Source organism: Nocardioides alpinus (genome assembly GCF_900112035.1).
GTDB lineage: Bacteria > Actinomycetota > Actinomycetes > Propionibacteriales > Nocardioidaceae > Nocardioides > Nocardioides alpinus.
Genome location: NZ_FOKC01000003.1, coordinates 48,599 through 74,171, shown reverse-complemented (window position 1 = coordinate 74,171; position 25,573 = coordinate 48,599). Strand labels below are relative to the sequence as shown.

At 71.9% G+C, this 25,573-nt stretch carries 29 protein-coding genes and 1 pseudogene; 18 read left to right on the top strand and 12 right to left on the bottom strand.

All coding sequences use genetic code 11. The annotated features are described in order from the left end of the window. Positions 1 to 136: 136 nt before the first annotated feature. On the bottom strand, positions 137 to 982 hold the full coding sequence (locus tag BM127_RS08130; RefSeq protein ID WP_091197160.1) for a DUF3097 domain-containing protein: 846 nt from the start codon (positions 980 to 982) through the stop codon (positions 137 to 139). Between the two features lie 172 nt (positions 983 to 1,154). On the opposite strand from BM127_RS08130, the gene BM127_RS22200 reads away from it, so the two are divergent. Then, positions 1,155 to 1,310 (top strand): hypothetical protein, encoded by a 156-nt coding sequence (locus BM127_RS22200; RefSeq protein ID WP_157829551.1) that lies wholly within the window; start codon positions 1,155 to 1,157, stop codon positions 1,308 to 1,310. A 1-nt stretch (position 1,311) separates the two neighbouring features. After that, a complete protein-coding gene (locus BM127_RS08120; protein ID WP_091197154.1) occupies positions 1,312 to 1,620 on the top strand; it encodes a hypothetical protein in 309 nt (102 codons plus the stop codon). A gap of 3 nt (positions 1,621 to 1,623) precedes the next feature. Here BM127_RS08120 and BM127_RS08115 read toward each other — a convergent pair whose 3' ends face one another. The 3 genes from BM127_RS08115 to BM127_RS08105 form a co-directional block, all read right to left on the bottom strand. Continuing rightward, on the bottom strand, positions 1,624 to 1,965 hold the full coding sequence (locus BM127_RS08115; RefSeq protein ID WP_091197151.1) for a hypothetical protein: 342 nt from the start codon (positions 1,963 to 1,965) through the stop codon (positions 1,624 to 1,626). A 66-nt stretch (positions 1,966 to 2,031) separates the two neighbouring features. Further along, positions 2,032 to 2,715 (bottom strand): DUF2470 domain-containing protein, encoded by a 684-nt coding sequence (locus BM127_RS08110; RefSeq protein WP_091197149.1) that lies wholly within the window; start codon positions 2,713 to 2,715, stop codon positions 2,032 to 2,034. A gap of 47 nt (positions 2,716 to 2,762) precedes the next feature. Next, the gene (locus tag BM127_RS08105) at positions 2,763 to 3,614 is read right to left on the bottom strand and encodes an MBL fold metallo-hydrolase (RefSeq protein WP_091197147.1); all 852 of its coding nucleotides are present in this window, start codon (positions 3,612 to 3,614) and stop codon (positions 2,763 to 2,765) included. A 92-nt stretch (positions 3,615 to 3,706) separates the two neighbouring features. Here BM127_RS08105 and hrcA point away from each other — a divergent pair, with 92 nt between their 5' ends. From hrcA to BM127_RS08090, 3 genes are read left to right on the top strand one after another with little or no spacing between them, the layout of a single operon-like run. Next, positions 3,707 to 4,729 carry a heat-inducible transcriptional repressor HrcA gene (gene hrcA / locus BM127_RS08100; RefSeq protein ID WP_091197145.1) on the top strand — a complete coding sequence of 341 codons (1,023 nt, stop codon included), beginning with the start codon at positions 3,707 to 3,709 and terminating at the stop codon, positions 4,727 to 4,729. After that, positions 4,726 to 5,886 carry a molecular chaperone DnaJ gene (dnaJ, locus tag BM127_RS08095; protein WP_091197142.1) on the top strand — a complete coding sequence of 387 codons (1,161 nt, stop codon included), beginning with the start codon at positions 4,726 to 4,728 and terminating at the stop codon, positions 5,884 to 5,886. Before hrcA ends, dnaJ begins: the two co-directional genes overlap by 4 nt. A gap of 17 nt (positions 5,887 to 5,903) precedes the next feature. Further along, a complete protein-coding gene (locus BM127_RS08090) occupies positions 5,904 to 6,644 on the top strand; it encodes a 16S rRNA (uracil(1498)-N(3))-methyltransferase (RefSeq protein ID WP_091197140.1) in 741 nt (246 codons plus the stop codon). A 229-nt stretch (positions 6,645 to 6,873) separates the two neighbouring features. On the opposite strand, the gene BM127_RS08085 is transcribed toward BM127_RS08090, so the two are convergent. Further along, on the bottom strand, positions 6,874 to 7,806 hold the full coding sequence (locus tag BM127_RS08085; RefSeq protein ID WP_139227691.1) for a Gmad2 immunoglobulin-like domain-containing protein: 933 nt from the start codon (positions 7,804 to 7,806) through the stop codon (positions 6,874 to 6,876). 74 nt (positions 7,807 to 7,880) lie between these two features. Here BM127_RS08085 and BM127_RS08080 point away from each other — a divergent pair, with 74 nt between their 5' ends. From BM127_RS08080 to BM127_RS08060, 5 genes are all read left to right on the top strand, one after another. Continuing rightward, on the top strand, positions 7,881 to 8,234 hold the full coding sequence (locus tag BM127_RS08080) for an HIT domain-containing protein (protein WP_091197134.1): 354 nt from the start codon (positions 7,881 to 7,883) through the stop codon (positions 8,232 to 8,234). 10 nt (positions 8,235 to 8,244) lie between these two features. Beyond that, positions 8,245 to 9,468 (top strand): hypothetical protein, encoded by a 1,224-nt coding sequence (locus BM127_RS08075; RefSeq protein WP_091197130.1) that lies wholly within the window; start codon positions 8,245 to 8,247, stop codon positions 9,466 to 9,468. 101 nt (positions 9,469 to 9,569) lie between these two features. Then, positions 9,570 to 10,640, top strand: coding sequence for a PhoH family protein (locus BM127_RS08070; protein WP_091197128.1), 1,071 nt, complete (start codon positions 9,570 to 9,572; stop codon positions 10,638 to 10,640). After that, entirely contained in the window at positions 10,637 to 11,128 is a 492-nt protein-coding gene (gene ybeY / locus BM127_RS08065) for an rRNA maturation RNase YbeY (protein WP_091197126.1), read from the top strand. Before BM127_RS08070 ends, ybeY begins: the two co-directional genes overlap by 4 nt. 2 nt (positions 11,129 to 11,130) lie before the next feature. After that, on the top strand, positions 11,131 to 12,465 hold the full coding sequence (locus BM127_RS08060; protein WP_091197123.1) for a hemolysin family protein: 1,335 nt from the start codon (positions 11,131 to 11,133) through the stop codon (positions 12,463 to 12,465). Here the strand turns inward: BM127_RS08060 and BM127_RS08055 are convergent. After that, positions 12,446 to 13,270, bottom strand: coding sequence for a class I SAM-dependent methyltransferase (locus BM127_RS08055; RefSeq protein ID WP_091197120.1), 825 nt, complete (start codon positions 13,268 to 13,270; stop codon positions 12,446 to 12,448). The two genes, BM127_RS08060 and BM127_RS08055, sit on opposite strands and share 20 nt — an antisense overlap. Positions 13,271 to 13,392: 122 nt before the next feature. Here BM127_RS08055 and BM127_RS08050 point away from each other — a divergent pair, with 122 nt between their 5' ends. Genes BM127_RS08050 through era form a run of 4 tightly spaced genes read left to right on the top strand, consistent with a single transcriptional unit; the run spans position 13,393 to position 16,302 of the window. After that, positions 13,393 to 14,076 (top strand): winged helix-turn-helix transcriptional regulator, encoded by a 684-nt coding sequence (locus BM127_RS08050; RefSeq protein WP_091197118.1) that lies wholly within the window; start codon positions 13,393 to 13,395, stop codon positions 14,074 to 14,076. 21 nt (positions 14,077 to 14,097) lie between these two features. Further along, complete coding sequence (locus BM127_RS08045) at positions 14,098 to 14,454, top strand: cytidine/deoxycytidylate deaminase family protein (protein WP_091197115.1); 357 nt, start codon at positions 14,098 to 14,100, stop codon at positions 14,452 to 14,454. Next, on the top strand, positions 14,451 to 15,227 hold the full coding sequence (locus tag BM127_RS08040; RefSeq protein ID WP_091197113.1) for a siderophore-interacting protein: 777 nt from the start codon (positions 14,451 to 14,453) through the stop codon (positions 15,225 to 15,227). Before BM127_RS08045 ends, BM127_RS08040 begins: the two co-directional genes overlap by 4 nt. Further along, positions 15,220 to 16,302, top strand: a complete 1,083-nt coding sequence (gene era, locus BM127_RS08035; RefSeq protein WP_091197110.1) for a GTPase Era — start codon at positions 15,220 to 15,222, stop codon at positions 16,300 to 16,302. The genes BM127_RS08040 and era overlap by 8 nt, the downstream gene beginning before the upstream one ends. Positions 16,303 to 16,306: 4 nt before the next feature. On the opposite strand, the gene BM127_RS08030 is transcribed toward era, so the two are convergent. Continuing rightward, positions 16,307 to 17,212: a LysR family transcriptional regulator gene (locus BM127_RS08030; protein WP_091197108.1), complete on the bottom strand. Its 906-nt coding sequence runs from the start codon at positions 17,210 to 17,212 to the stop codon at positions 16,307 to 16,309. 73 nt (positions 17,213 to 17,285) lie between these two features. Here BM127_RS08030 and BM127_RS08025 point away from each other — a divergent pair, with 73 nt between their 5' ends. Together BM127_RS08025 and BM127_RS08020 are read left to right on the top strand one after the other, a co-directional pair. Continuing rightward, on the top strand, positions 17,286 to 18,608 hold the full coding sequence (locus tag BM127_RS08025) for a serine hydroxymethyltransferase (RefSeq protein WP_091197104.1): 1,323 nt from the start codon (positions 17,286 to 17,288) through the stop codon (positions 18,606 to 18,608). 58 nt (positions 18,609 to 18,666) lie between these two features. Further along, entirely contained in the window at positions 18,667 to 20,124 is a 1,458-nt protein-coding gene (locus tag BM127_RS08020) for an MDR family MFS transporter (protein WP_091197102.1), read from the top strand. Here the strand turns inward: BM127_RS08020 and BM127_RS08015 are convergent. From BM127_RS08015 to BM127_RS23145, 5 genes and pseudogenes are all read right to left on the bottom strand, one after another. Next, a complete protein-coding gene (locus tag BM127_RS08015; RefSeq protein WP_091197099.1) occupies positions 20,071 to 20,775 on the bottom strand; it encodes a pyridoxamine 5'-phosphate oxidase family protein in 705 nt (234 codons plus the stop codon). The genes BM127_RS08020 and BM127_RS08015 overlap by 54 nt on opposite strands. A gap of 62 nt (positions 20,776 to 20,837) precedes the next feature. Further along, on the bottom strand, positions 20,838 to 22,022 hold the full coding sequence (locus tag BM127_RS08010; protein ID WP_198554268.1) for a 4-hydroxybenzoate 3-monooxygenase: 1,185 nt from the start codon (positions 22,020 to 22,022) through the stop codon (positions 20,838 to 20,840). 61 nt (positions 22,023 to 22,083) lie between these two features. After that, a complete protein-coding gene (locus tag BM127_RS22780) occupies positions 22,084 to 22,845 on the bottom strand; it encodes an IclR family transcriptional regulator (RefSeq protein WP_091197096.1) in 762 nt (253 codons plus the stop codon). Between the two features lie 16 nt (positions 22,846 to 22,861). After that, positions 22,862 to 23,287: an MFS transporter gene (locus BM127_RS22775; protein WP_231263327.1), complete on the bottom strand. Its 426-nt coding sequence runs from the start codon at positions 23,285 to 23,287 to the stop codon at positions 22,862 to 22,864. Positions 23,288 to 23,361: 74 nt separating this feature from the next. Then, positions 23,362 to 24,108, bottom strand: a pseudogene (locus BM127_RS23145) (MFS transporter); the annotation flags it as partial. A 146-nt stretch (positions 24,109 to 24,254) separates the two neighbouring features. On the opposite strand from BM127_RS23145, the gene pcaH reads away from it, so the two are divergent. Together pcaH and pcaG are read left to right on the top strand one after the other, a co-directional pair. Further along, positions 24,255 to 25,022 carry a protocatechuate 3,4-dioxygenase subunit beta gene (gene pcaH, locus BM127_RS07995; protein WP_231263326.1) on the top strand — a complete coding sequence of 256 codons (768 nt, stop codon included), beginning with the start codon at positions 24,255 to 24,257 and terminating at the stop codon, positions 25,020 to 25,022. Further along, the gene (pcaG, locus tag BM127_RS07990; protein ID WP_091197094.1) at positions 25,019 to 25,573 is read left to right on the top strand and encodes a protocatechuate 3,4-dioxygenase subunit alpha; all 555 of its coding nucleotides are present in this window, start codon (positions 25,019 to 25,021) and stop codon (positions 25,571 to 25,573) included. The genes pcaH and pcaG overlap by 4 nt, the downstream gene beginning before the upstream one ends.

Below are 25,573 nucleotides of genomic sequence, written 5' to 3'. Positions count from 1 at the left end.
GAGTTCGCGGCGCGACCGGGAGTGCAGGAGGAGGGCTGCGTCCGGAGGAGCGAAGCGGGGGAGGGCGCGGCAACGACGACGAACGAGCGGGCTCAGGCGCCGCGGACACGCGCCGAAGCGAAGTGGAGGCGCAATATCAGCCCGTGGTGAAGTCGATGAGCTCCTCGACCCGACCCAGGAGCTCGGGCTCGAGGTCGGCGAAGGAGGAGACCCGGCCCAGGACGTGCTTCCAGGCGCGGGCGATGTCGGCCTGGTCGCGGTGCGGCCAGCCGAGCTGCTGGCAGGTGCCGGACTTCCAGTCGATGCCCTTGGGCACGTGGGGCCAGCGGGGGATGCCGAGCCGCTCGGGCTTGACCGCCTGCCACACGTCGATGAACGGGTGGCCCACGACCAGCACGTGCTTGCCGATGGGGGAGCGGGCGATGCCCTGGGCGATCCGCGCCTCCTTCGACCCCGGCACCAGGTGGTCGACGAGCACACCGACGCGGCGCTGCGGGCCGGGCTTGAAGTCGCGCAGGTGGTCGGCGAGGTCGTCCACGCCGCCGAGGTACTCCACGACGACGCCCTCGATCCGCAGGTCGTCGCCCCAGACCTTCTCGACCAGCTCGGCGTCGTGCCGTCCCTCGACGAAGATCCGGCTGGCGCGTGCGACGCGTGCCTTGGCGCCCTGCACGGCGACCGAGCCGGACGCCGTACGCGTGGGGGCGGCCGGTGCGCCTGCCCGCACCGGGCGGGTGAGGATGACCGGCTTGCCCTCGAGGAGGAAGCCGGGCCCGAGCGGGAACGTACGCCGCTTGCCGCGCCGGTCCTCCAGGGTCAGCGTGTCGATGTCGCGGTCGACCGCGACCACCTCGCCGCACCAGTCGGTGGTGACCTCCTCGACGACCATGCCGATCTCGGTGGGCGTCTCGACGGCGCGGCCGTTGGCCGGCTTGCGCCAGTCGGTGGAGAGGACGTCGGTTCCGTAGCGATCCTGAGGCACTGGACCACGTTATGGATCTCGGGAACAGCATCGGGGGAGGCCACGCCGTGCAGGACGCACAGCTCCTGCGCGACACGCCGATGACCCGCTCGGGACTCCGGGTGACGGCGCCACGGGGCCCGGACGCCCTACCGTGGCGTCCGACATCGGGGGCATTCGGGGGTGGCACGACGTGGCAGTACGCGACGACTACGAGGAGGACGGCGTGTTCCGCCCCGTGCGGCTGCCGTTGCGGACCGAGCTGATGATCTCCGCTGCGATCGTCGCGTTCGTGGCGGGCAGCTTCGGCGGCTTCATCTACTTCCTTGCCCAGACCCAGGGGCGCTGACGTGCCGAAGCGCTCACGCCCCACCCAGCACTCGACCATCGCCCGCTCCTTCGGCGGCCGGAGCGGGTTCGTCTCCCAGGAGCTCGACCACCGCGACCGGCCCGAGGCGCCGATGAGCCGATGGGAACGGGCGTCGGCCCGACTCACGTGGGACGAGGTGGCCAACCACTACGAGGAGTACGAGGACGAGAACCACTTCCGCATCGGCAGGCTGGTGCCCTCGACGGAGCTGCTCATCAGCATCGGCATCGTGCTGTTCTTCTTCGGCAGCTTCGCGGCCTTCATCGCGGTCCTCGCGCTCACCCGCTGAGGGTCAGCTGCCGGCGCCGCCGCCGGACTCGGTGTCGCCCTCCTGGTCGGGCGCTGCGCTCGCGCCGTCGTCGTTGCCCAGGTCCTCCTGGGTGGCGTCCATCTCGAGCTCCTCGCGGCTCTTGGTCTCTTCAGCGTCGGGGTCGAGGGGCTCGGCGAGCGGGTTGTCCTCGCCGGGCTGGAGGTCCTCGGGGAGCTGGTCGTCCGAGATCCCGCCGAGGGTGGCGGAGTCGGGGGACGTGGTGTCGCCGGAGTGGTCCGCGTCGGCCGGGCTGGTGCCGGCACTGGACTGAGGGGTCTCGGTGGAGGCGGCAGGATCGGGCTGGGCGTCGCTGGTGTCGGTCATCCTCCAGTCCTACCGGCCCCCGGCGCGGCGGACCAGCCCCGTCGGGGTGTGCTGCACCTGCGGCCCTCAGCAGATGCCGGCGTGCAGGTGGGAGCGCAGGGCGGCGCCGAGCTCCTGCGGCGAGGAGACCGTGCGCAGGAAGTCGAGCCGTTGCGTGTGGCCACCTGCGTCGTCGAGCCACGACACGTCGACGCCGGCCGCATCGACGCGCAGCAGGCTCGCGGCGAGCAACGACTGCAGAGGCAGCCCGAAGGTACTGGCCATGGCGGACCGCAGCTCGAGCTCGTGGGCCTCGTTGGTGTGCTCGGCGGTCCGCTGGAGGTAGCCGGGGTTGAGCACGTGCCCGCGGTCGCGGAACAGGGCCACGTCGACCGGCACGGGGCGGTCGTCACGGAACAGCGTGACCCGGGAGACCTCCAGCGCGACCAGCGCGCGCGGGTCGCCGCAGCACTGGCAGCCCGAACCACGCTGGGTCAGTCGTCCCTGCAGGAACAGGTCGGTCCGCGGCTCTCCAGCGCCGGAGGCGCCGAGCCCGCTGCCGATCTCGACCACCCCGCCGGCCCCGCTGCGTGCGGCCGCCAGGAGTGCCGAGGCGTCGGACGCGCTGAAGACCGGCGAGCCGTGCACGTCGCACGTGACGTCGTACGCCTCGTCGGTGAGGGCGTCGCGCTGCTCATCCACCCGCAGGGTGATCGAGTCGGGGCACGACAGCACGCTGCGGGCGAGCCGGGCAGCATCGGCAGGGGTCATCACGTCTCCACTGGTTAGGTAAGGCAACCCTAACTGAACGTGGGCGGTCAGACCAGTGGCAACCGCTTCTGGCTGCGGGGGAGGTGCTCGTAGCCCAGGCGTACGGCGCTGGCGAGGCGCTCGCGCTCCCACGGCCACTCGCCCTCGGCCAGGGCCTGCGACTGGGGCACGCCGCGCGAGGCGAGGTCGCGGATGGTCTCGGCGATGATGCCGAGCTCGACGCGCTGGTCCTGGACGAAGTCCTTGTCGACCACCTGCCCGTGGCCTGGCACGACGACGGTCCGGTCGGTCATCAGTCCGAGGACGAGGTCGATGGTCAGCGGCCACTCCATCGGCCACGAGTCGTCACCGATGAAGGGCGGGTCGGACTCCTCGATCAGGTCGCCGCCGAGCAGCACGTCGGCGTCGGGGACGCGGACCACGAGGTCTCCCGCGGTGTGCCCGCGACCGGGGTGGATGAGCTCCACGGCGCGGTCCCCTAGGTCGAGCTGCACCGCGGAGGAGAAGGTGTGCGTCGGCAGGAGGACCTCGGTCGCGAGGATGTCGTCGCGATGCGGGTGGTCGGCCTGCCCGTCGTACATCTCGAAGGTGTGGCGGGCCGACTCCTCGACGTGGTCGCGCGCCCAGTCGGTGGCGTGGATCGGCATCTCGCCGAACTGCTCGACCATCGTCGCGTTGCCGAAGTGGTGGTCCCAGTGCTCGTGGGTGTTGACCAGGCCGGTCAGCGGGCCCGCGCCGAGGCGTCGTACGTCGTCGGCGACGATCCGCGCCTGCGCGGCCGAGCCGTGGGTGTCCACCATGAGCAGCCCGTCGGAGCCGCCGATGAGGGTGATGTTGACGTGCATCCAGTCGTAGTGCGCCACCCAGACTCGCGGCGCCACCTCCGTGAAGTCGGGCATGCTCGGGACACTACGGGCTGCTAGTAGAGTTGGCACTCAGGGCGAACGAGTGCCAACCCAGTGAGAGTCCAGTGCCGGCGAGGAGGGAATCCATGGTCGACGACCGCAAGCTCGACGTGCTGCGCGCGATCGTGGAGGACTACGTCGCCACCGAGGAGCCGGTCGGCTCCAAGGCGTTGGTCGAGCGGCACGGTCTCGGCGTCTCCCCGGCGACGGTGCGCAACGACATGGCGGCGCTGGAGGAGGAGGGCTACATCCACCAGCCCCACACCAGCGCGGGCCGCGTGCCGACCGACAAGGGCTACCGGCTCTTCGTCGACAAGCTCGCCACCCTCAAGCCGATGAGCATGGCCGAGCGCCGCGCGATCTCGACGCTCCTCGACGGTGCCGTCGACCTCGACGACGTCGTGCAGAAGTCGGTGCGCCTGCTGAGCCAGCTGACCCGCCAGGTCGCGATCGTCCAGTACCCCTCGCTCTCGCGCTCCACGGTCCGCCACGTCGAGCTGGTCGCGCTGACCCCGACCCGCGTGATGGTGATCCTGATCCTCAGCACCGGCCGGGTCGAGCAGCGTCTCGTCGAGCTGGACGCGGAGCTCGCCGACACCGACCTCGCGGAGCTGCGCGCCGCGGTCAACCGGGTCAGCGCGGGCGTGCAGATCGCGGCCGCAGCCGCGGCGGTCGTCGACCTGCCCGAGGCCGTACGCCCCGAGCAGGCCGACGCGACCCGCGCGATCGCGACGGTCCTCGCCGACGCCATGTCCGACCACCGCAGTGACGAGCGCGTCGCGGTGAGCGGCACCGCCAACCTGGCCCGCTACGGCGACTTCGACACCGCCGTCCGCCCGCTCCTCGAGGCGCTGGAGGAGCACGTCGTGCTGCTCAAGCTCTTGGGGGAGTCGGGCGTGGACGCGGTGACGGTGCGCATCGGCCACGAAGGCCCCTACTCCGAGCTCGCGGCGACCAGCGTGGTCGCCACCGGCTACGGCCCCCAGGAGTTCCACCTCGGCTCCCTGGGCGTCGTCGGCCCCACCCGGATGGACTACCCCGGATCCATGGCAGCCGTACGCGCCGTCGCGCGCTACGTCTCGCGGATCCTCGATGAAGGAAACCAGTGACCCAGGACCCCTACGAGATCCTCGGCGTCTCGCGTGACGCCAGCGCCGACGAGATCAAGAAGGCCTACCGCAAGTTGGCCCGACAGCTGCACCCCGACGTCAACCCCGACCCGGAGACGCAGGACCGCTTCAAGGACGTCTCGCGCGCCTACGAGGTGCTGAGCGACGCCGGCAAGCGCCAGGCGTACGACCGCGGCGGCGACGCCTTCAGCCAGGGCTTCGGCGGTGCCGGCCAGGGCTTCTCGTTCACCGACATCATGGACGCGTTCTTCGGTGGCGGTGCGGGAGGTGGCGGTGCCCAGCGTGGTCCGCGCTCGCGTGCGCGCCGCGGCCAGGACGCGCTGATCCGCCTCGACGCGACGCTCGCCGAGGCGGCCTTCGGGGTGACCCGCGAGATCAAGGTCGACACCGCGCTCACCTGCGAGGCCTGCTCGGGCGAGGGCACCGCGCCCGGCACCTCGCCGACCACGTGCGAGACCTGCCACGGCCAGGGCGAGGTCGCGGTCGTCCAGCGGTCGTTCCTCGGCGAGATCCGCACCCTGCGCCCCTGCGCGGCCTGCCGCGGCTTCGGCTCGGTCATCCCGGACCCGTGCCGCGAGTGCTCCGGCGACGGCCGCGTCCGCACCCGCCGCACGCTCACCGTGAAGATCCCCGCGGGCGTCGACCACGGCACCCGCGTCCAGCTCACCGGCCAGGGCGAGGTCGGTCCCGGCGGCGGCCCGGCCGGCGACCTCTACGTCGAGATCCACGTGGCGCCCCACAAGACCTTCACCCGCCACGGCAACGACCTCCACACGACGATCTCGCTGCCGATGACCGCCGCAGCGCTCGGCACCCAGCTGACGCTCCCGCTGCTGGAGGCCGACGTGGCCTCTGCCGACTCCGAGACGTCGACGACCTTCGACCTCGAGGTCAAGGCCGGCACCCAGTCGGGCACGGAGCAGGTGATCCGCGGCTTCGGCGTGCCGAGCCTGCGCGGTGGTCGCGGCGACCTGGTCGTGAGCATCTCCGTCGACACCCCGACCCGCCTCGACCCGCGCCAGGAGGAGCTGCTGCGCGAGCTGGCGGCGATCCGCGGCGAGGAGACGCCCGACGGTCAGGTAGAGGCGCCGCACACGTCGATGTTCGGCCGACTCCGCAACGCCTTCCAGGGCTGATCGGAGGGCTGGGCACGGTGTCGCTCCCCGTCCACCTGGTCGGCTCGCTGGACGGAGCCGCGGTCGGCTCCGTCGTGGAGGTCACCGGTGACGAGGCGCACCACGCGGTCGCCGTACGACGACTGCGCGAGGGCGAGCAGGTCGTGCTGACCGACGGCCTCGGGACCTCCGTCACCGGCTCGGTCGCGTCGACGGGCAAGCGGGTCTTCGCCGTGCGGGTCGACTCGGTCCGCCACGACCCGCGTCCCGAGCCCGCGATCACCGTTGTCCAGGCGCTGCCCAAGGGCGAGCGCGGCGAGCTCGCCGTCGAGGTGCTCACCGAGGTGGGCGTGGACCGGATCGTGCCGTGGGCCGCCTCGCGCTCGGTCGCGGTGTGGAAGGGCGAGCGGGCCGTGAAGTCCCACGCCAGGTGGCAGGCCACCGCTCGCGAGGCCGCCAAGCAGTCGCGCCGGTCGTGGCTGCCGACCGTCTCGGCCCTCGCCTCGACCGCCGATCTCGTCGCGCTGATCGCCGACGCCGACCTCGCCGTGGTGCTCCACGAGGACGCGACCGCACCGCTCGCCGGCTTGGCCGTGCCGACCTCCGGGCGGATCGTGGTCGTCGTCGGACCGGAGGGCGGCATCGCCCCGGACGAGCTGGCCGCCCTCGCCGAGGCGGGAGCGGTGTCGGTCCGGCTCGGCGCCGAGGTGCTGCGTACGTCCACCGCCGGCGTCGTCGCGGTCGGCGCGCTGCTCGCGCGTACGGGTCGCTGGGCCTGAACCCCCGTCTGTCCCGCGGCCCCCGGGTGTGTCGGACAGGACGAACCCGGCGTACGCCCGACGCCTGAGCGTGGCCGGGTCCCCGATCTCCGACTTTGTCCTGTCCGACACGCAGGGGGTGGGTCGGACAGGACAAAGTCGGCGTACGGGCGCGGGCTGAGCGTGGCCGGACCCCCGATCTCCGACTTCGTCCTGTCCGACGCGCACGCCCGCGTGGGCGAGGAGACGGCTACTGGACCGTGATCGTCTTGGTGTCGATCGCCGGCCCGTTGCCCTCGGCACCGCCGGAGGGGTCGTCGGTCTCGCACTGGACGACCGCCTCGCCCGTGACGCCGTCGAGCGGGAGCTCCACCTCGAACGGGAAGAGCTTGTCGTCCATCCAGCCGTCGGACTGGTAGCCCTCGAGGGCCACCTCCTGCCCTCCCACGACCAGCCGGCACGGCCCCGAGGCCTCGAAGGAGTTGGCCACGCCGGTCACGGTCAGGGTGTCGCCGGTGACGGTGTCGCCCTCGGCGGGGGACGTGATGTTGACGAGGTTGAGGGTGCGCAGCGCGCTGGCAGCCTCGAACGGCGCGTCGGTCGGGAGCCCGAAGAGGGGGAGTCCGCCCTCACGCTGCACCATGACCGGCACCCGCTCCTGCTGCACGCCCTGGAGCGAGTAGACCAGCTGCTGCACGGCGAGCCCGGCCTGGCGCTTCGACATGCCGTCCGGGCGCTCGGTGAAGGCGTCGGACGCGACCTCCACGAGCAGCACCCCGTCGGTCGCGGTGACGGACGTGATCTCCACCGGCGGCCAGAGCGTGCGGTAGTCGGGGTCGTCGGGGGTCCCGCCACCGGCGACGAGGCGTGCGGTCTCGAGCAGGGGGTCGCCCGAGACCCGGTGGAACTCCCGGAAGAGCGCGGGACCACGCGGACCGTCCCCGGCGAAGTAGACCGGCACCGCGGTGCCGTCGTCCTCGGTGGGCGTCTCGCTGGGCGTGCCGGACGGCTCCTCCGACGGGGACGTCGACGGCTTCGGCGTGCGCGTCGGCTCGTCGGTCTCGCCGGAGGCCGGCACGGGGTCGTCGTTGCTGCAGGAGGCGAGCGTGAGGCCGGTCGCCAGGACGACGGCGGTCACGCCCGCCCATCGTCGTACGGACGGGCGGCGTGCGGGGAAGGTCATGATGTCCACGGTAGTTGGACGTCGACCCCCCTCAATCGGTTACACGCCGCGGGGAGAGGTCCTAGGCTGACCCGATGAGCGAGACGTCGGCCGACTGCATCTTCTGCACGATCGTCGCCGGTGAGATCCCTGCCGACGTGCTGGCCAGCAACGAGCACGCGATCTCCTTCAAGGACCTCAACCCGCAGGCGCCGTTCCACGCGCTGGTGGTGCCGGTCGACCACCACGAGAACGCTGCCGCCTCCGCAGCGGCCGACCCGGCGATCATCGGGCACCTGGTGTCCCTCGCCGACGAGGTCGCGAAGGCCTCGGGCAACGAGGAGTACCGGCTCATCGCCAACACCGGCGTCGGTGCCGGACAGAGCGTCTTCCACACCCACTTCCATGTGCTCGGCTCGACGCCCGCCATGACCGAGTCCCTGATCTGAGCCGCCCGACATGCCCCGCACCCGCGCCGTCCTCGCCGCACTCCTGACCACCGGCCTGCTCGCGCTGTCCGCCTGCGGCGGCGGCTCGGACGCCGGCTCCGACGGCGAGAGCCGCGCCACCCAGCCCGCCGACTCCGGGGACACCTCGCCCGTCGCCGAGGAGGCCGCGGCCGGAGGTGCGGGCCACAGCGGCCACTACGCCGAGCCGGCGAAGTCCCGGCCGCTGCGCGCGGGAGAGACGCGTACGACGATCGCGATGCCCGGCAGCTACACCCCGTCCGCGCCCTACGGCACCGGCACCGACGACTACCGCTGCTTCCTCCTCGACCCCGAGCTCGACCGGGACACCTGGCTCACCGGCACGCAGGTGCTGCCCGGCAACCCCGAGGTCGTGCACCACGTGATCCTCTTCCAGGTGCCACCCGAGCAGGTCGCGGCTGCCGAGGCCAAGGACGACGCCGAGGAGGACGAGGGCTGGACCTGCTTCGGCGGCACCGGGCTCGATCGCGTCACCAACGTCGACCAGTCCTCGTGGATCGGCGCATGGGCGCCCGGCGGCAAGGAGTCCGTCGTCAAGCCCGGCTTCGGCGTCCGTCTTGCCCAGGGCAGCCGGATCGTCATGCAGGTGCACTACAACCTGCTCGCCGGCGTGCAGCCCGACACCTCCGCCGCCCAGCTGCGCCTCGCCCCCGGCAAGCGCCCCTACGAGGCGCTCAGCACGATGCTGCTGCCCGCCCCGGTCGAGCTGCCGTGCCGCGCGAAGCACGACGAGGGGGCGCTGTGCGACCGCGCCGCGGCTCTGGCCGACGTCAAGGAACGCTTCGGTGCCGAGGGCAACACCGCCGACCTGCTGCACCTCCTGTGCGGGGGCGAGCCGGAGCCCGGCCAGACCCAGTCGTGCCTCCGTACGCTCGGCGAGCCGATCACGATCCACGGCGTCGCCGGCCACATGCACCTGCTGGGCCGCTCGATCAGGATCGAGGTCCGACCCGGCACTCCCCAGGCGCAGACCGTCCTCGACATCCCGGTCTGGGACTTCGACGACCAGGGCAGCCGGCCGATCGAGCCGATCACCCTGCAGCCGTTCGAGCAGGTCAAGGTGACGTGCACGCACGTCCAGTGGCTGCGCGACAAGCTGCCCGCCTTCGAGGGCCAGCCCGACCGCTACGTCGTGTGGGGCGAGGGCACCACCGACGAGATGTGCCTCGGGATGCTGCAGGTCACGCGGGGCTGAGGCGCACCTCGCGCCGCAACTGAGTGGGCCGTACGCCACCCGCTCGGTAGCATGGAGGGGCTCACGCCAACGACCCGGAAGGCCGCCCGTCACGGGCATCCATGACTGACACGACCCGCCCCGACGCCCAGCAGGACACCCCGACCCACACGGTCGTCGTCCCCAACAGCATCGACATGGTCTCGGTCCTGGGGCCGGGCGACGAGCACCTCCGGCTGATCGAGCGGGCCTTCGACGCCAGGATCCATGTGCGCGGCAACCGCATCACGCTGTCCGGCGACTCCGCCGAGGTCGCGATGGCCGAGCGGCTGCTCGACGAGGTCGTCACGCTGGTCCGCACCGGCCAGGGCATCACCGGCGAGACGGTCGAGCGGATCATCCTGATGCTGCAGACCGAGACGCAGGAGCGTCCGGCCGACGTGCTGAGCCTCAACATCCTGTCCAACCGCGGCCGCACCATCCGACCGAAGACGCTCAACCAGAAGCGCTACGTCGAGTCGATCGACACGTCCACGATCACCTTCGGCATCGGCCCCGCCGGCACCGGCAAGACCTACCTCGCGATGGCCAAGGCCGTGCAGGCCCTGCAGGCCAAGGAGGTCAACCGGATCATCCTGAGCCGTCCGGCCGTCGAGGCCGGTGAGCGCCTCGGCTTCCTGCCCGGCACGCTCAGCGAGAAGATCGACCCCTACCTGCGCCCGCTCTACGACGCGCTGCACGACATGGTCGACCCCGACACCATCCCCAAGCTGCTCGCGGCCGGCACCATCGAGGTCGCACCGCTGGCGTTCCTCCGTGGCCGCTCGCTCAACGACTCCTTCATCATCCTCGACGAGGCGCAGAACACGACGCCCGAGCAGATGAAGATGTTCCTGACCCGGCTGGGCTTCGGCTCGCGGATCGTCGTCACCGGCGACACCAGCCAGGTCGACCTCCCCTCGGGCACCAAGTCCGGGCTGCGGGTCGTCGAGGGCATCCTCGAGGGCGTGGAGGACATCACCTTCTGCCGCCTCACCCCGACCGACGTCGTACGCCACCGGCTGGTGGGGCGCATCGTCGAGGCCTACGAGGTCTTCGACGCCGCCAGCGAGACCCCGGGTGCGGGGCAGGGCCCGTCGCAGGCCCAGCGACCGCGCACCGCGCCGACCAAGTCCGAGCGGAGCACCCGATGAGCATCGAGGTCCTCAACGAGTCCGGCCTCGAGCTCGACGTACGCCGCCTGTCCCGGCTGGCGCGCTTCGTGATGGACGAGATGCGCGTCCACCCGCAGGCCGAGCTGTGCATCAAGGCGGTCGACGAGGACACCATCGCCGAGCTCAACGAGAAGTGGATGGAGAAGGAGGGGCCGACCGACGTGCTCGCCTTCCCGATGGACGAGCTGCGCCCCGGCAAGGTCAACGAGGAGCCCGAGGAGGGCGTGCTCGGCGACCTCGTCGTGGCCCCGGCCGTCGCCGAGCGGCAGGGCGAGGAGGCCGGTCACGGGCGCGAGGCCGAGATCGACCTGCTCACCACCCACGGCATCCTGCACCTCCTCGGCTACGACCACGCCGAGCCCGACGAGCACGCGGTGATGTTCGGCCTCCAGGCCGAGCTGCTGGAGAAGTGGCGCGCGAGCCAGGACCGTGCCGACCAGGACCGCGCCGACCAGGAACCTGGCTGACGATGACCGCCGACATCTGGCAGCTCGGATCGGCAGCCCTGCTGGTCCTGCTGGCCGGCCTCTTCTCCGCCGCCGACGCCGCACTCGGGAGCTTCTCGCGGGCCCGCGCGGAGGAGATGCGGGCCGAGGGACGCAGCGGTGCCGCCCGGCTCGTCAAGCTCCTCGACGACCCCACCCGCTACCTCAACACCGCACTGCTGCTGCGGCTGCTGTGCGAGATCAGCGCGATCGTGCTGGTCTCCACCTGGGCGCGCGACGCCTTCCAGGACTCCCTGCTGCCCAGCATCCTGACGACGATCGGCGTGATGCTGGTCGTCTCGTTCGTGGTCATCGGCGTCGCGCCCCGCACGATCGGCCGTCAGCACGACGCGCAGGTCGCGCTGATGTCGGCCGGCCCGATCTCGCTGGTCACCACGATCCTCGGCCCCATCCCGGCGCTGCTGATCATGCTCGGCAACGCGATCACCCCTGGCAAGGGCTTCAGCGAGGGCCCGTTCTCCACCGAGACCGAGCTGCGCGAGCTGGTCGACCTGGCCGAGGCGTCCGCGGTCATCGAGTCCGGCGAGCGTCGGATGATCCACTCCGTCTTCGAGCTCGGCGACACCACCACCCGCGAGGTGATGGTGCCGCGCCCCGACATGGTCTACATCGAGCGCCACAAGAACCTGCGCCAGACCCTGTCCCTCTTCCTCCGCAGCGGCTACTCCCGCATCCCGGTGACCGGCGAGAACCTCGATGACATCGTCGGCATGGCCTACCTCAAGGACCTCGTGCGGCGTGACTTCGAGGCTCCCGACGTGGAGTTCACCCAGCGTGTCGACGAGGTGATGCGCCCGGTCCACTACGTCCCCGACTCCAAGCCCGTCGACGCCCTGCTCACCGAGCTGCAGGCCCGTCGCCAGCACATCGCAGTCGTCGTCGACGAGTACGGCGGCACCGCCGGGCTGGTCACGATCGAGGACGTGCTGGAGGAGATCGTCGGCGAGATCACCGACGAGTACGACGCCGAGGAGGTCGAGGTCGAGCACCTCGACGGCGGCGTCATCCGGGTCTCCTCGCGCTACCCGGTCGACGACCTCGACGAGCTGGTCGGCTTCTCGGTCGAGGACGACGACGTCGACAGCGTCGGCGGCCTGATGGCCAAGCACCTCGGCAAGGTCCCGATCCCCGGCTCGGTCGTGGAGTGCCACGGACTGCGCCTTGAGGCCGAGCGGGCCACCGGTCGCCGCAACAAGATCGACGCCGTGCTGGTGTCGGTGCTGGGGGCCGAGGGGGAGGGCGCCGACGACGATCCGTCCTCGCGCACCCCCGCCCACGTCACCTCCGGCGGCCGCTGACCACGACGTACTCCCAGCGCATCCGGCCGTCGCCCTCGTCGGCAGCGGCGGCCAGGGCGTCGAGGGCTGCGTCGAGCTCGGCGGTGCGCTCCGGCTGGTCGGCCAGCCCGCGATAGGCCATCAGCGTCGGGCCGTAGTTGTCGCGGAAGTAGGTCCGGAAGTCGGTCGGGCCGGTGAAGTGGTCCACGTCGACGTGGTCCTGGGTGAAGGTGAGGTCGTCGACGCGGTCGCCGAACAGCTCGCGCACGTGGTCCTCGCTGCCCCACAGCGGCGGCGGCTGCACGCCGGCCGGCGGGGCCGGCACGAAGTCGCGCATGGTGGCGAACAACCGACCGATGAACCCCTCCGGCGTCCAGCTGAGGATCCCCAGCCGACCGCCCGGGCGCAGCACCCGGAGGATCTCGTCGGCCGCCGCCTGGTGGTGGGGCGCGAACATCACGCCGACCGTGCTCAGCGCGACGTCGTACGAGGCGTCGGGCCAGGGCAGTGCCTCGGCGTCCGCGACCTGCCAGTCGATGTCGAGGTCGGGGTGCTCGGCGCGGCCGATGTCGAGCAGCTCGGGGGTCAGGTCGGAGGCGACGACCGTGGCGCCGGTCCGGGCGGCCGGGGCGGCCGCGTTGCCGGTGCCGGCGCCGATGTCGAGGACCCGCTCGCCGCTGGTGATCCCGAGCGAGGCGACGAGGCGCTCGCCGAGGACCGGGATGATCTCCCGCGCGACGCGGTCGTAGTGGCCCGAGGCCCACATGGAGCGGTGGCGCGCCTTGAGTGCGGCATCTGCTGGCGGTGCGGTGGTCGTGGTGTTCATGCTGGGTTCCCTCCGTCGGTGCCAGCCCCTCCCGGGCTGGTGACCCCACGCTAGGAACCCGCGGGCAGACCGACGAGTGCATGATCTGTACCACCCGTCCGGGTGGGCGTAGCGTGCCAGCCATGGGCGCGAGCTATCGCCAGTTCTGTCCCATGGCCAAGGCCATGGAGCTCCTCGACGAGCGGTGGACGCTGCTGCTGGTGCGGGAGCTGTTGCTCGGCAGCGAGCGCTTCAGCGACCTGCGGCGCGGGCTGCCGCGGATGTCGCCGACGCTCCTGTCCCGCCGGCTGCACCAGCTGGTGGCCGCCGGTGCGCTGACGCGTGACGACAGCGGGGGAGAGGTGCGCTACCGGCTCACCCCGGCCGGCCAGGAGCTGCGTCCCGTCGTGGAGGCGTTGGCGGTGTGGGGCACCCGGTGGATCCCCGAGCTCGCCGACGAGGAGCTCGACCCCAAGCTGCTGGTGTGGGACATGCACCGCAACATCGACCGGACCCACGTCCCGCTCGGGCGGTCGGTCGTGCGGTTCGACTTCTCCGACGTCGAGCCCAAGGTGGCGCACTGGTGGATCGTGATCACCACCGACGACGTGGACGTGTGCGACGTCGACCCCGGCGACGAGCCGACGGCAGTGGTGCGGACCTCGCTGCGATCGCTCACGGAGGTCTGGCGTGGAGATCGCACCTGGGCGCACGCGCACCGGGCCGGCACCCTCGACGTGCTCGGCACCCGCGACGTGCAGGGGTCGCTGGCGGAGTGGTTCACGCTGTCACCGTTCGCGGGCATCCCGCGCCCCGTCAGCAGCTGAGCACCGCACTAGGGTTGGGGGATGACCGACCTGTCCGCCGAGGACGCCAAGCTGGTGACCCTGGCCCGCTCCACACGCGCCCGGACCCGCGCCGCGGAGGGCGCCGCCGTACGCGACCTCGACGGCCGGACCTACGCCGGCGCCAGCGTCCGCGTCGCCCACCTGGACCTCACCGCCCTCGAGGTCTGCGTGGCGATGGCGATCGCCTCGGGCTCGACCGGTCTGGAGGCTGCCGTGGTGCTGGGGGAGGGTGACGACGTGGACGTCCGTGCCGCCAGCGCCTTCGCGGGCCCCGGCGTGCCGGTGCTCCTCGGGGACGCGAAGGGCTCGATCCACTCGCGCACCAGCACGCAGGGTGCGGACGAGCCCGCGACGTGAGCACCCGTGCCGCCCAGTTCGAGGCGACCGTCCGCAGCCGTGAGCCGCTCACCGACCACCTGGTCCGGCTCGTGCTCGACGGACTGGACGGCTTCGAGTCCACCGGAGTGCCTGACGAGTGGGTGGGCCTCGTGGTGCCCGGCCAGTTCCAGAGCCGCTACTACACCGTCCGCAGCTTCTCCGACGGCGTGCTGACCCTCGACGTGGTGGTGCACGACGTCGGTCTGGTCACCGAGTGGGCGATGCGCGACTGCATCGGCGACACCGTCACGATCACCGAGCCCAGGTCGTCGTTCGCCCCGCCGCCCGGTGCCGGGTGGCTGCTGCTCGTCGGTGACCTGACGGCCATGCCCGCGATCGCCCGCATCGTCGAGAACCACCCCGACCTGCCGACGTACGTCCTCGCCGAGGTGTCCGACGACCTCGCCGGCTACCTCCCCGACCACGCGCAGGTGACGTGGCTCGCGCCGCCGTCGTCGGGACAGAGCGCGCTGGCCCACGTGGTCGAGGGGATCGACTGGCCCGCGGGCGAGGGCTACTTCTGGATGGCGGGGGAGTCGGCGCAGATGCGCGCGATCCGCAAGCACCTGATGCGTGAGATCGGCCTGCCGACCAGCCACTACGACGTGATGGGCTACTGGCGCGCGACCGCTGGTCGACAGCCGCGGGCGGTCGATCCGGGACCCATCTGGCGGGCGGGCAAGGCGGCAGGGAAGAGTGACGAGCAGATCTGGGCCGAATACGACGCAGCGCGAGAGGCGACCGATGGCTGACGAGCAGGACGACATCAACGACGACGTCAGCGAGGACGCCCCCGAGGATGCTGCGGAGGACGTGGACGACCTCGACGACGACGGCGATGAGGACGACGAGCTCGACGACGACTTCGACCTCTCAGGGGTCGCCCCGGCGAGCGCCTTCTACACCGCTCCCGAGGGCTACCGGAGCGGCTTCGCCTCCTTCGTCGGCCGCCCCAACGCGGGCAAGTCGACGCTGACCAACGCGCTCGTCGGGCAGAAGATCGTCATCACGTCCTCCAAGCCGCAGACCACCCGCAACGTGGTGCGCGGCATCGTGCACCGCGAGGACGCCCAGCTGATCCTCGTCGACACCCCCGGTCTCCACCGGCCTCGGACGCTGCTCGGCGAGCGGCTCAACGACCTGGTGCGTACGACGTGGGCCGAGGTCGACGTGGTGGCCTGCTGCTTCCCGGCCAACGAGAAGATCGGGCCTGGCGACCGGTTCCTGGTCACCGAGCTGGCCAAGGTCCGCCGGACGATCCGCATCGCCGTCGCCACCAAGACCGACCTCGTCACCCCCGAGCAGCTCGGCCAGCACCTGCTGGACATCCAGAAGCTCGGCGAGGAGACCTCGACCGAGTGGGCCGAGATCGTCCCCGTCTCGGCGGTGTCCGGCGACCAGGTCCAGCTGCTGGCGGACCTCCTCGTCGGGCAGATGCCGGAGGGCCCGCCGCTCTACCCGGACGGCGACCTCACCGACGCGCCGGAGGAGGCGCTGGCCGCCGACCTGATCCGCGAGGCCGCGCTCGAGGGCGTGCGCGACGAGCTGCCGCACTCGATCGCCGTCGTGGTCGAGGAGATGGGCCTGCGCGAGGGCCGGCCCGACGACAAGCCGCTGCTGGTGATCGTGGCCAACCTCTATGTCGAGCGTGACTCCCAGAAGGGGATCATGATCGGCCACAAGGGATCGCGCCTGCGCTCGGTGGGCACCGTCGCCCGCAAGCAGATCGAGGCGCTGCTCGGCACCCCGGTCTACCTCGACCTCCAGGTGAAGATCGCCAAGGACTGGCAGCGCGACCCCAGGCAGCTGCGCAAGCTCGGCTTCTGACCCGTCACGCAGCTCGCGCCGCCTGCTCGCCCAGCGCCTCGACGAGGCGCCTGATCGCAGGTCGACGCGACGTGGCCGCGCGGTGCACGGCAATGAAGCGGCGCGTCGGCACCGACCCCTGCAGCGGGATGACCCGGACGGTGTCGGGCAGGGCAGGACGGCCCAGCCGGGGCAGCACCGCCACGCAGAGCCCGGCAGAGACCAGCGCGACCTGGGAGGCGTACTCCTCTGCTCTGAAGTCCACGCGGGGCTGCTCGGTCGCTGCACGGAGCATGTCGAGGATCCAGCGGGTGCAGATGCTGTCGGAGACATCGGTGACCCACACGTCGTCCACGGTCTCGGCGAGCGCCACCGTCCGGCGTCCTGCGAGGCGGTGGGTCGCGGGGACGACCAGGTCGACCGGGTCGTCGGCGAGGTGCACGGCCACCAGTCCGGCTGCGAGCGTGGTGCGGTCGTCGACCCAGTCGTGGACGACCGCCACGTCGGCGTACCCGCTCGTCACCGCGTCGAGCCCCAGCTCCGGCGCCAGCTCCCTCAGCCGGACGCGCAGGCCCGGGGCGGCCTTGGCCAGCGCGCCCAGTGCGGGTGCTGCGACCCCGCGGATCGCGGAGGGGAAGCACGCGAGGCTCAGCGTCCCGGTGAGTCCGCCCGCCAGCTCCTCGAGGCGCCCCAGCGCGACGTCCCGTGCTGCCTCGACGGACACCGCCGCGTCGACGAGGACCAGCGCGGCGTCGGTGAGGACGACACCGCGCCCGACGGGCTCGAGCAGACGCACGCCTGCCTCGCGCTGCAGCTTGCCGATCTGCTGGCTCACGGCGGAGGACGTGTAGCCGAGCTCGCGCGCCGCGGCAGCCACCGAGCCGCGGCGGTGGACGGCGCGGAGGAACACGAGACGCGTGAGGTCGATCATGTAGCAACGCTAACGGGTGCAGGCGTCGTATGGGCGCTGGTCCTTACTGGTCGGTGCCGTCGATCATGGACCCATGACAGCCCTCGCGCAGCAGTCCTGGCTTCCTGACCACAGCAGGGACTACGTCCACGCACTGGCGACAGCGGCTGCGGAACGCACAGGCCCCGCCGCACTGGCCGAGCTGGACCGCCTGGTGGAGGCCAACCGGCAGATCCACGACCGCGACTGCGTCAACCTCAACCCGGCGACGAACATCATGAACCCGCGTGCCGAGGCGATGTTGTCCGCCGGGCTCGGGTCGAGGGCGTCACTGGGCCACCCCGGGGACAAGTACGAGATGGGGCTGGAGGCCATCGAGCAGATCGAGGTCATGTCGGCCGAGCTCGCCGCGGAGGTGTTCGGAGCACGCCACGCCGAGATCCGCGTGCCGTCGGGTGCCATCGCCAACCTCTACGCCTTCATGGCGACCTGCGAGCCGGGCGACACGATCATCGCGCCGCCCGCGAGCATCGGTGGCCACGTCACCCACCACGCCGGCGGGTCGGCCGGGATGTACCGGTTGCGCACCATCGCCGCGCCGGTCGACGCCGACCGCTTCACCGTCGACGTGGCGGGCCTGCGCGACCTCGCGCTCGAGCACCGACCCCGCATGATCACCATCGGCGCGAGCATGAACCTCTACCCCCACCCGGTCGCCGCGCTGCGGGAGGTCGCCGACGAGGTCGGAGCCGTGCTGCTCTTCGACGCCGCCCACCTGTGCGGCCTGATCGCCGGCGGAGCCTGGCCCAACCCCCTCGAGGAGGGCGCGCACCTGATGACGATGAGCACCTACAAGAGCCTCGGCGGCCCGCCCGGAGGCCTGATCGTCACGAACGAGCCGGAGATCGCCCAGCGTCTCGACTCCATCGCCTATCCCGGCCTGACTGCCAACTTCGATGCCGGCAAGGCCGCCGCCCTGGCCGTGACCATGCTCGACTGGAAGGCCACCGGCAGGGACTACGCCGAGACGATGGTGGAGACCGCTGCTGCGCTGGCGGCCGGACTGCTGGAGCGGGGACTGCCCGTCTTCCGGGCCGGACGCGGCGCGACCGAGTCCCACCAGCTCGCCCTCGAGGCGCGCCGGTGGGGCGGTGGCCAGAGCGCGGCGAAGCTCCTGCGTCGGGCCAACCTGCTGACGTCCGGCATCGGGCTCCCGGTCGAGGCCGTCGACGGCGACATGAACGGGTTGCGCGTCGGCACGCCCGAGCTGGTCAGGCTGGGCATGCAGGCCGACGACATGGACGAGCTCGCCGGCCTCATCGCCGAGGGTCTGTCTGTGGACGTCGACCACGACGACTTGGCTGCGCGGGTCACAGCGTGGCGATCGCGCTTCTCCGGCGTCCACTTCGTCGCCTGACCCGACGCACCATGAGGGTGAGGAGGGGAACACTCCGCGTCCCTCGTCGGTTGGAGGCATGGTGAGCGCCCCCGAGATCACCCGAGCGAGCGTCGGCCTCCGCAGCGAGCGCGGGCCGCTCCTGCTCGCCGTCATGCTCAGCATCGGCCTGGTCGCGATCGACGCGACGATCCTGGCCACCGCGGTCCCGGCGGTGGTCGACGACCTCGGCGGGTTCACGTCCTTCCCCTGGCTGTTCTCGATCTACCTGCTGGCCCAGGCCGTGTCCGTCCCGATCTACGGCAAGGTCGCCGACCTCTACGGACGCAAGCCGGTGATGCTGCTCGGCATCGGACTGTTCGTGCTGGGGTCCCTGCTGTGCGGCATCGCCTGGAGCATGCCGGCGCTCATCGTCTTCCGGCTGGTCCAGGGCCTGGGCGCCGGCGCCGTGCAGCCGATGGGCATGACGATCGTCGGTGACATCTACTCGCTCGAGGAGCGTGCCAAGGTGCAGGGCTACATCGCCAGCGTCTGGGCCCTCGCCTCGGTGGTCGGTCCGACGCTGGGCGGGATCTTCGCCGACTACCTGTCCTGGCGATGGATCTTCTTCGTCAACCTCCCCCTCGGCGTGGCGGCCGCGTGGGTGCTGTGGCGTCGCTTCGACGAGAACGTCGAGCCGCGCAAGCACGCCATCGACTACGCCGGTGCCGTGCTGCTGGCGGCGGGAGGCTCCCTGCTGCTGCTCGGACTCCTGGAGGGCGGGGTGCGCTGGGACTGGAGTTCGGCCCCCAGCATCGCGATCCTGGCGGCCTCGGTGGCCCTGCTCGCGGCCTTCGTGGCAGTCGAGGCGCGTACGCCCGAACCCGTGCTCCCGCTGTGGATCTTCCGCCGCCGCGTCCTGAACGCGGCGAACTCAGGCGCGTTCGTCGTGGGCGTGCTGATGTTGGGGCTGACGTCGTACGTCCCCCTCTACGCGCAGGCCGTGCTCGGCCACGGTGCCCTCGTCGCCGGCCTGGCGCTGGCGTCCATGACCATCGGGTGGCCGATCGCCGCGTCGACCAGTGGCCGCTTCTACCTCACGATCGGCTTCCGTCGCACGGTGCTGATGGGCGCGGTGTTCGTGATCGCCGGAGCGGCGCTGCTGCTGCCGGTGGGCGCCGACAGCGCCCTGTGGCAGCTGGCCCTGCCGTGCTTCGTCATGGGCATCGGGTTCGGGTACGTCGCCAGCCCCGGCGTGATCGTGGCCCAGTCGAGCGTCGGCTGGGAGCACCGCGGTGTGGCGACGAGCACCAACATGTTCGCCAGGTCGATGGGCAGTGCAGTGGGCGTCGCGGCCTTCGGTGCGATCGTCAACAGCCGGGTTGCCAGTGGCGCTTCGCAGGGAAAGCCCCTGGACCTCGAGCACCTGTCGGCCGGCGTGCTCGCACCCGCGATCCACGCGGTGTTCGTGTGCACCGCGGTGGTCGCGCTGGCCCTGGTCCTCTCAGGTCTCCTGATGCCCCGGGACGCCGGGGAGGAAGCGCTCGCCGACGCCTGAGGACCGCTCGACGACGTACGCGGGGACGGGGCGACCCGGGCCGAGGTCGGGCGCGTCGAGGGGAGCGCCGCGGACCACCTCGAGCGGGACGACGCCAGCCCACACGGGCTGGTCGAGGTCCTCTGCGGGGTCCTCGGAGAAGCCCGTGCTGACCTTGACCGACCACTCGTCGAGGGGGAGGCGCAGCACCATCGTCGCGGCCACCTCCTTGGCCAGCGGCGCGCGGAGCTCTGCCCAACGGCCGGGCAGCAGGTGCTCGGTGAGCACCTCCAGTGCACGGAGCCGCTCGTCGGCCGGCACCTCGGAAGCAACACCCAGGACGCTCGCGCTGCGGTATCGCATGCTCGACTCGAAGGCGGACCTGGCATAGACGAGTCCGTCGAGGTGGGTGACGCTGACGCACACCGGCGCTCCAGCTGCGACCGCGCGCATCAGCCGGCTACCGGTCGAGCCGTGCAGCAGCAGGGCGTCGCCGTCGCGGGCGCATGCCATCGGCAGGACGTAGGGCTGTCCGTCGACCTGGATGCCGACCGACGCCTGCAGGGCGTCGTCGAGGATCGCGTGCAGGCTCACGACGTCGTGCACCTGCTTCTCGGGCAGGCGTCGTACGTCGGTGCGCAGGGCACTCCTCGTCGGCTGGTCCTCCGTCATGGGCAGATCATGCCGCAGACCTCGGTCGACGCCCCTCCCGTGGACCAGGAGCGGTGGACGTCTCAGAACCCGATCGGGAGGCCGGCGTAGTTCTCCGCGAGCCCGGTGGCCCCGGCCTCGCTGGTGGCGACCCACCGCAGCTGCGAGAGCTGGAGCTGCTGGTCGAACTCGTCGCCGCTGGTGTGCAGCATCGTCGTCATCCACCACGAGAAGTGGGTGCAGCGCCACACCCGGCGCAGCGCGGTGTCGGAGTAGGCGTCGGCGAGGCGGGAGTCGTCGTTGCGGACCAGGTCGACGAGCGCCGGCGCGAGCAGGCCCACGTCGGCGACGGCGAGGTTGAGCCCCTTCGCGCCGGTGGGCGGCACGATGTGGGCGGCGTCGCCGGCCAGGAACATGCGGCCGTGCCGCATCGGGGTCTGCACGAACGAGCGCATCGGCAGCACGCTGCGTTCGGTGATCGGCCCCGGCGTGAGGGTCCAGCCGTCCTGCCCGTGCCCGAGGCGCGTGGCCAGCGAGGACCAGATCCGGTCGTCGGACCAGTCGTCGAGGTCGGTGCCGTTGGGGACCTGGAGGTAGAGCCGGGACACCGTCTCCGACCGCATCGAGTGCATCGCGAAGCCGTCGGGGTGCCACGCATAGATCAGCTCGTCGGTCGACGGTGCGACGTCGGCCAGGATGCCGAGCCACGAGTACGGGTAGACCTTCTCCCAGGTCTGGCGGATCGTGTCCGGGACCGAGGCCCGCGACGGCCCGAAGGACCCGTCGCAGCCGACGACGACCGAGGCGGTGACGCGGGTCGGCGCGCCGTCCGCGGACGTGAAGGTGACGGAGGGGGAGTCCGACTCGAGGTCGTGGAGCGCCGTCCCCGAGACCCCGTAGTGCACCTCCTGGCCGCCGGCCGTGCGCGCCGCGACGAGGTCCTTCTGCACCTCGGTCTGGCCGTAGACCCACACTGACCGACCGGTGAGGTCGACGAAGTCGAGGTGGTGGCGCTCCTCGGGCCACTGCAGGTGGATGCCGCGGTGCTGGTCGCCCTCACGCGCCAGCCGCTCGCCCAGCCCCGCGGCGTGCAGGAGGTCGACGGACGACTGCTCAAGGATGCCTGCGCGGATCCGTGAGGCGACGTAGTCCTCGGTGCGCGTCTCGACCACCACCGACTCGACGCCCTCGGCCGCGAGGAGGTGCGACAGCAACATGCCGGCAGGGCCGGCGCCGATGATCGCGACCTGCGTGCGCACCTCGTCCATGGCCCCAGTCAACGGGGCGGTACGACGGCCCGGCGAGAGCCGCTTTCCGCTGGACGGAACCTCAGGTCGAGCGCGCGGCGTCGAGGGCGCGCCCCACGCCGCGAGCCGCCACCTGCAGGGCGGCGACGAGGCGTGCGCGGTCGCGCTTGAGCGACGGCACGACCAGTCCGAGCGCCGCCACGACCTCGCCGCCGCGGCGTACGGGCACGGCGACCGAGCACGCGCCCAGGCTCATCTCCTCGGTCGTGGTGGCGTGGTCGTCGCGCAGCGCCTGGGCGAGCTGTCTCCGCAGCCGTCCGGGCTGGGTGACGGTGTAGGCCGTGATGCGCGGCAGTTCGGCCAGCACCCGCTGCTGCACCTCGAGCGGGGCGTGGGCGAGCAGCACCTTGCCCACCCCGGTCGCGTGCATCGGCAGCCGGGACCCGATCGTGCTCACCACCGGGACCGAGGCGCTCCCACGCAGCCGGTCGAGGTAGAGCACCTCGGCGTCGTCGCGCACCGCGAGGTGGACCGTGGAGCGGGTCGCGCCGTAGAGGTCGTGGAGGTAGGGCGAGGCCAGCTCCACCAGTCCGGCCTGCAGGGGAGCGAGCAGGCCGATGTCCCAGAGCCGGCGGCCGATCACGTAGTCGCCCGAGCCGGTGCGGGTCAGTGCCCCCCACTCGACGAGCTCGGCCACCAGCCGGTGCGCCGTGGGCACCGGCAGGTCGGCGCGCTCGGCGAGCTCGGTGAGGGTGAGCCGACGGTGCTCCTCGTCGAAGGCGCCCACCAGCGCCAGCGCCCGGCTGGTGACCGAGGCGCCGGGCGACGCGGAGTTGCCGGCCATGGGCTGCATCCTTCCACTAGGCGGAAGGGGTGTCCTCCATCGTCGCCGGGACCGTGGCGAGCGCGGCGACCGCGACCAGGGCCGCGACCGCGAAGGCGTAGAAGCCCCAGGGGTACGCGATGCCGGCCGTGACGAGGGCGCCACCCAGGGACGGACCGACGATGGCGCCCACCCGACCGACGCCGGCAGCCATGCCGAGGGCAGTGCCCCGGATCTCCGGCGGGTAGAGGTGGCCGACGAAGGCGTAGACCAGCACCTGGGCGCTGAAGACGAAGATGCCGGCGAGGAGCACCGCGGCGTAGACGAGGGCGGTGCTCTCCAGCTTGATGGACAGCAGGGCGAGGAAGGCCGCCGCCAGGCCGAACCACACCAGCACCGTCGGCTTGTTGCCACGCGAGTCGGCGATGCGTCCCGCCAGCATGAGGCCGAGGACAGCCCCCACGTTGGGACGAGGAGCAGCCCGATCCCGCCCTCGATGGAGTAGCCGGCCTCGCCCATGATCGTCGGCAGCCACGTGTTGAGCCCGTAGACCAGCAGCAGGCCGCAGAACGACGCGACCCACAGGCCGAGGCTCACCCTGAGGTAGCGGCCGCGGACGACCTCGCTGCTGCGCGAGACCGGAGCCTCGCCGGTGCCGCGCGCCTCCACGGCACGGACGTACGCCTCCGACTCCGGCAGCCGCGCCCACAGGAGCGGGACGGTCAGCAGTCCGGCGACGCCGCCGACCACGAACATCGACTCCCACCCGTGGTCCTCGACCAGCCACAGCGCGAGGAGCGCGGTGAGCACCGCACCGACGTGGTAGCCGGTCATGGTGCGGGTCACTGCCGACGAGCGGCGCTCGCTGGTCGCTTGCTCGCTCATGAAGGCCAGGGCGGTCGGCAGGCAGGCGCCGAGGCCGAGCCCGGCCAGGAACCGCAGCACGGTGAACTGGGTGACGTCCTGCGCCAGTGGCACCGCGAGGGTGAGCAGCGAGAACCAGGTGACGCACCCGATCAGGCTGCGGCGGCGACCGAAGCGGTCGGTGAGCGGACCGATCGCGACGGCACCGATGCCGACGCCCACCAGGCACATGGTGGCCGCCGTCGTCGCGGACGAGGCCGTGAAGCCGAGGTCGCCGCTCTCGATGAGGGTCGGGATCACCGCCCCGATGACGACGAGGTCGAAACCGTCGAGCGCGACCGCCAGCCAGCACAGGACGACGGGCCAGTGGGGGGACCGGGACGTGGAGGTGGAGGGGGCGGATGTGGTGCCGAGGGACATGCGTGCGCTCCTGACCGAGAGAGGGCGTGCCGAGATGCCGAGTCGTCCCACCGTGACAGTGGTCACGACGCGGACCGACGAGACCTTTCCGTCCAGTGGAAGTCTCGGAGGTCTCGGCCGGGCGCCGGCGTCGTAGCCTCCGTCTCGTGACCCAGACCCACGCGGAGCAGACGCAGGCGCAGGTGAGTGCGGAGATGACCGCCCTCACCGAGGCGTACGACGCGTCCGCGACCGTCGAGACGCAGACCCGGCTCGACTACCCGCCCTACCGCAGCAGCCTGCTGCGCCACCCCACCAAGGACCTGCACCACGCCGACCCGGAGGGCATCGAGCTGTGGAGCCCGGTCTTCGGCGAGCGCGACATCGATCCCCTCGAGGCCGACCTCACCCTCCAGCACGACGGGGAGCCGATCGGCGAGCGGATGAAGGTGACCGGCCGGGTCCTCGACGGTGACGGGCGCCCGGTGCGCCACCAGCTGGTGGAGATCTGGCAGGCCAACGCAGGCGGGCGCTACGTCCACAAGCGCGACCAGCACCCGGCCGCCATCGACCCGCACTTCACGGGCGTCGGCCGCTGCCTCACCGATGCCGACGGCACCTACTCCTTCACCACGATCAAGCCCGGCCCCTACCCGTGGCGCAACCACCGCAACGCCTGGCGCCCGGCCCACATCCACTTCTCGCTCTTCGGCTCCGAGTTCACCCAGCGCATGGTCACCCAGATGTACTTCCCGGGCGACCCGCTGTTCGCCCTCGACCCGATCTTCCAGGCGATCGTCGACCGGTCGGCCCGCGAGCGGCTGGTCGCGGCCTACGACCACGACGTCACCGAGCACGAGTGGGCGACGGGCTACCGATGGGACATCGTCCTCACCGGCACCCACCGCACCCCGCTCGAGGAGGACGAGTCATGACGCTGGTCCCGACGCCCGGCCAGACGGTCGGCCCGTTCTTCGCCTTCGCCCTCGTCCACGACGGCGGGGCAGAGCTGGTCCCGCACGGCCACCCCGGTGCGATCCGCTTCACCGGTCGGGTGCTCGACGGCGCCGGCGACCCGGTGCCGGACGCCCTGGTGGAGATCTGGCAGGCCGCGCCGGACGGCAGCGTCGTACGAGCACCAGGCTCGTTGCACCGGGACGGCTTCACCTTCACCGGATGGGGACGCGCGCCGACCGACCGCTCGGGCCGCTACACCTTCACCACGCTGACCCCGGGCGCCACCACGCCCGGCGCAGCGCCGTACGTCGCCGTCACCGTGTTCGCACGTGGCCTGCTCGACCGGCTCCTCACCCGGGCCTACGTCCCGGGCGACGACGCCGCGCTGGGCGCCGACCCGCTGCTCGCGTCCGTCGAGGAAGCCCGGCGCGCGACGCTCGTCGCCACCGCCGACGAGCACGGGTTCGTCTTCGACATCCGGCTCCAGGGCGACGGCGAGACCGTCTTCCTCGACCATCGGCGAGACTGA

Bases quoted from the DNA above. Each gene is read 5' to 3' on its own strand.
- BM127_RS08115 (WP_091197151.1), bottom strand. From the start codon at position 1,965: ATGACCGACACCAGCGACGCCCAGCCCGATCCTGCCGCCTCCACCGAG.
- BM127_RS08110 (WP_091197149.1), bottom strand. From the start codon at position 2,715: ATGACCCCTGCCGATGCTGCCCGGCTCGCCCGCAGCGTGCTGTCGTGC.
- BM127_RS08105 (WP_091197147.1), bottom strand. From the start codon at position 3,614: ATGCCCGACTTCACGGAGGTGGCGCCGCGAGTCTGGGTGGCGCACTAC.
- hrcA (WP_091197145.1), top strand. From the start codon at position 3,707: ATGGTCGACGACCGCAAGCTCGACGTGCTGCGCGCGATCGTGGAGGAC.
- BM127_RS08085 (WP_139227691.1), bottom strand. From the start codon at position 7,806: ATGACCTTCCCCGCACGCCGCCCGTCCGTACGACGATGGGCGGGCGTG.
- BM127_RS08080 (WP_091197134.1), top strand. From the start codon at position 7,881: ATGAGCGAGACGTCGGCCGACTGCATCTTCTGCACGATCGTCGCCGGT.
- BM127_RS08075 (WP_091197130.1), top strand. From the start codon at position 8,245: ATGCCCCGCACCCGCGCCGTCCTCGCCGCACTCCTGACCACCGGCCTG.
- BM127_RS08070 (WP_091197128.1), top strand. From the start codon at position 9,570: ATGACTGACACGACCCGCCCCGACGCCCAGCAGGACACCCCGACCCAC.
- ybeY (WP_091197126.1), top strand. From the start codon at position 10,637: ATGAGCATCGAGGTCCTCAACGAGTCCGGCCTCGAGCTCGACGTACGC.
- BM127_RS08060 (WP_091197123.1), top strand. From the start codon at position 11,131: ATGACCGCCGACATCTGGCAGCTCGGATCGGCAGCCCTGCTGGTCCTG.
- BM127_RS08055 (WP_091197120.1), bottom strand. From the start codon at position 13,270: ATGAACACCACGACCACCGCACCGCCAGCAGATGCCGCACTCAAGGCG.
- BM127_RS08050 (WP_091197118.1), top strand. From the start codon at position 13,393: ATGGGCGCGAGCTATCGCCAGTTCTGTCCCATGGCCAAGGCCATGGAG.
- BM127_RS08045 (WP_091197115.1), top strand. From the start codon at position 14,098: ATGACCGACCTGTCCGCCGAGGACGCCAAGCTGGTGACCCTGGCCCGC.
- era (WP_091197110.1), top strand. From the start codon at position 15,220: ATGGCTGACGAGCAGGACGACATCAACGACGACGTCAGCGAGGACGCC.
- BM127_RS08030 (WP_091197108.1), bottom strand. From the start codon at position 17,212: ATGATCGACCTCACGCGTCTCGTGTTCCTCCGCGCCGTCCACCGCCGC.
- BM127_RS08025 (WP_091197104.1), top strand. From the start codon at position 17,286: ATGACAGCCCTCGCGCAGCAGTCCTGGCTTCCTGACCACAGCAGGGAC.
- BM127_RS08020 (WP_091197102.1), top strand. From the start codon at position 18,667: ATGGTGAGCGCCCCCGAGATCACCCGAGCGAGCGTCGGCCTCCGCAGC.
- BM127_RS08015 (WP_091197099.1), bottom strand. From the start codon at position 20,775: ATGACGGAGGACCAGCCGACGAGGAGTGCCCTGCGCACCGACGTACGA.
- BM127_RS08010 (WP_198554268.1), bottom strand. From the start codon at position 22,022: ATGGACGAGGTGCGCACGCAGGTCGCGATCATCGGCGCCGGCCCTGCC.
- BM127_RS22780 (WP_091197096.1), bottom strand. From the start codon at position 22,845: ATGGCCGGCAACTCCGCGTCGCCCGGCGCCTCGGTCACCAGCCGGGCG.
- pcaG (WP_091197094.1), top strand. From the start codon at position 25,019: ATGACGCTGGTCCCGACGCCCGGCCAGACGGTCGGCCCGTTCTTCGCC.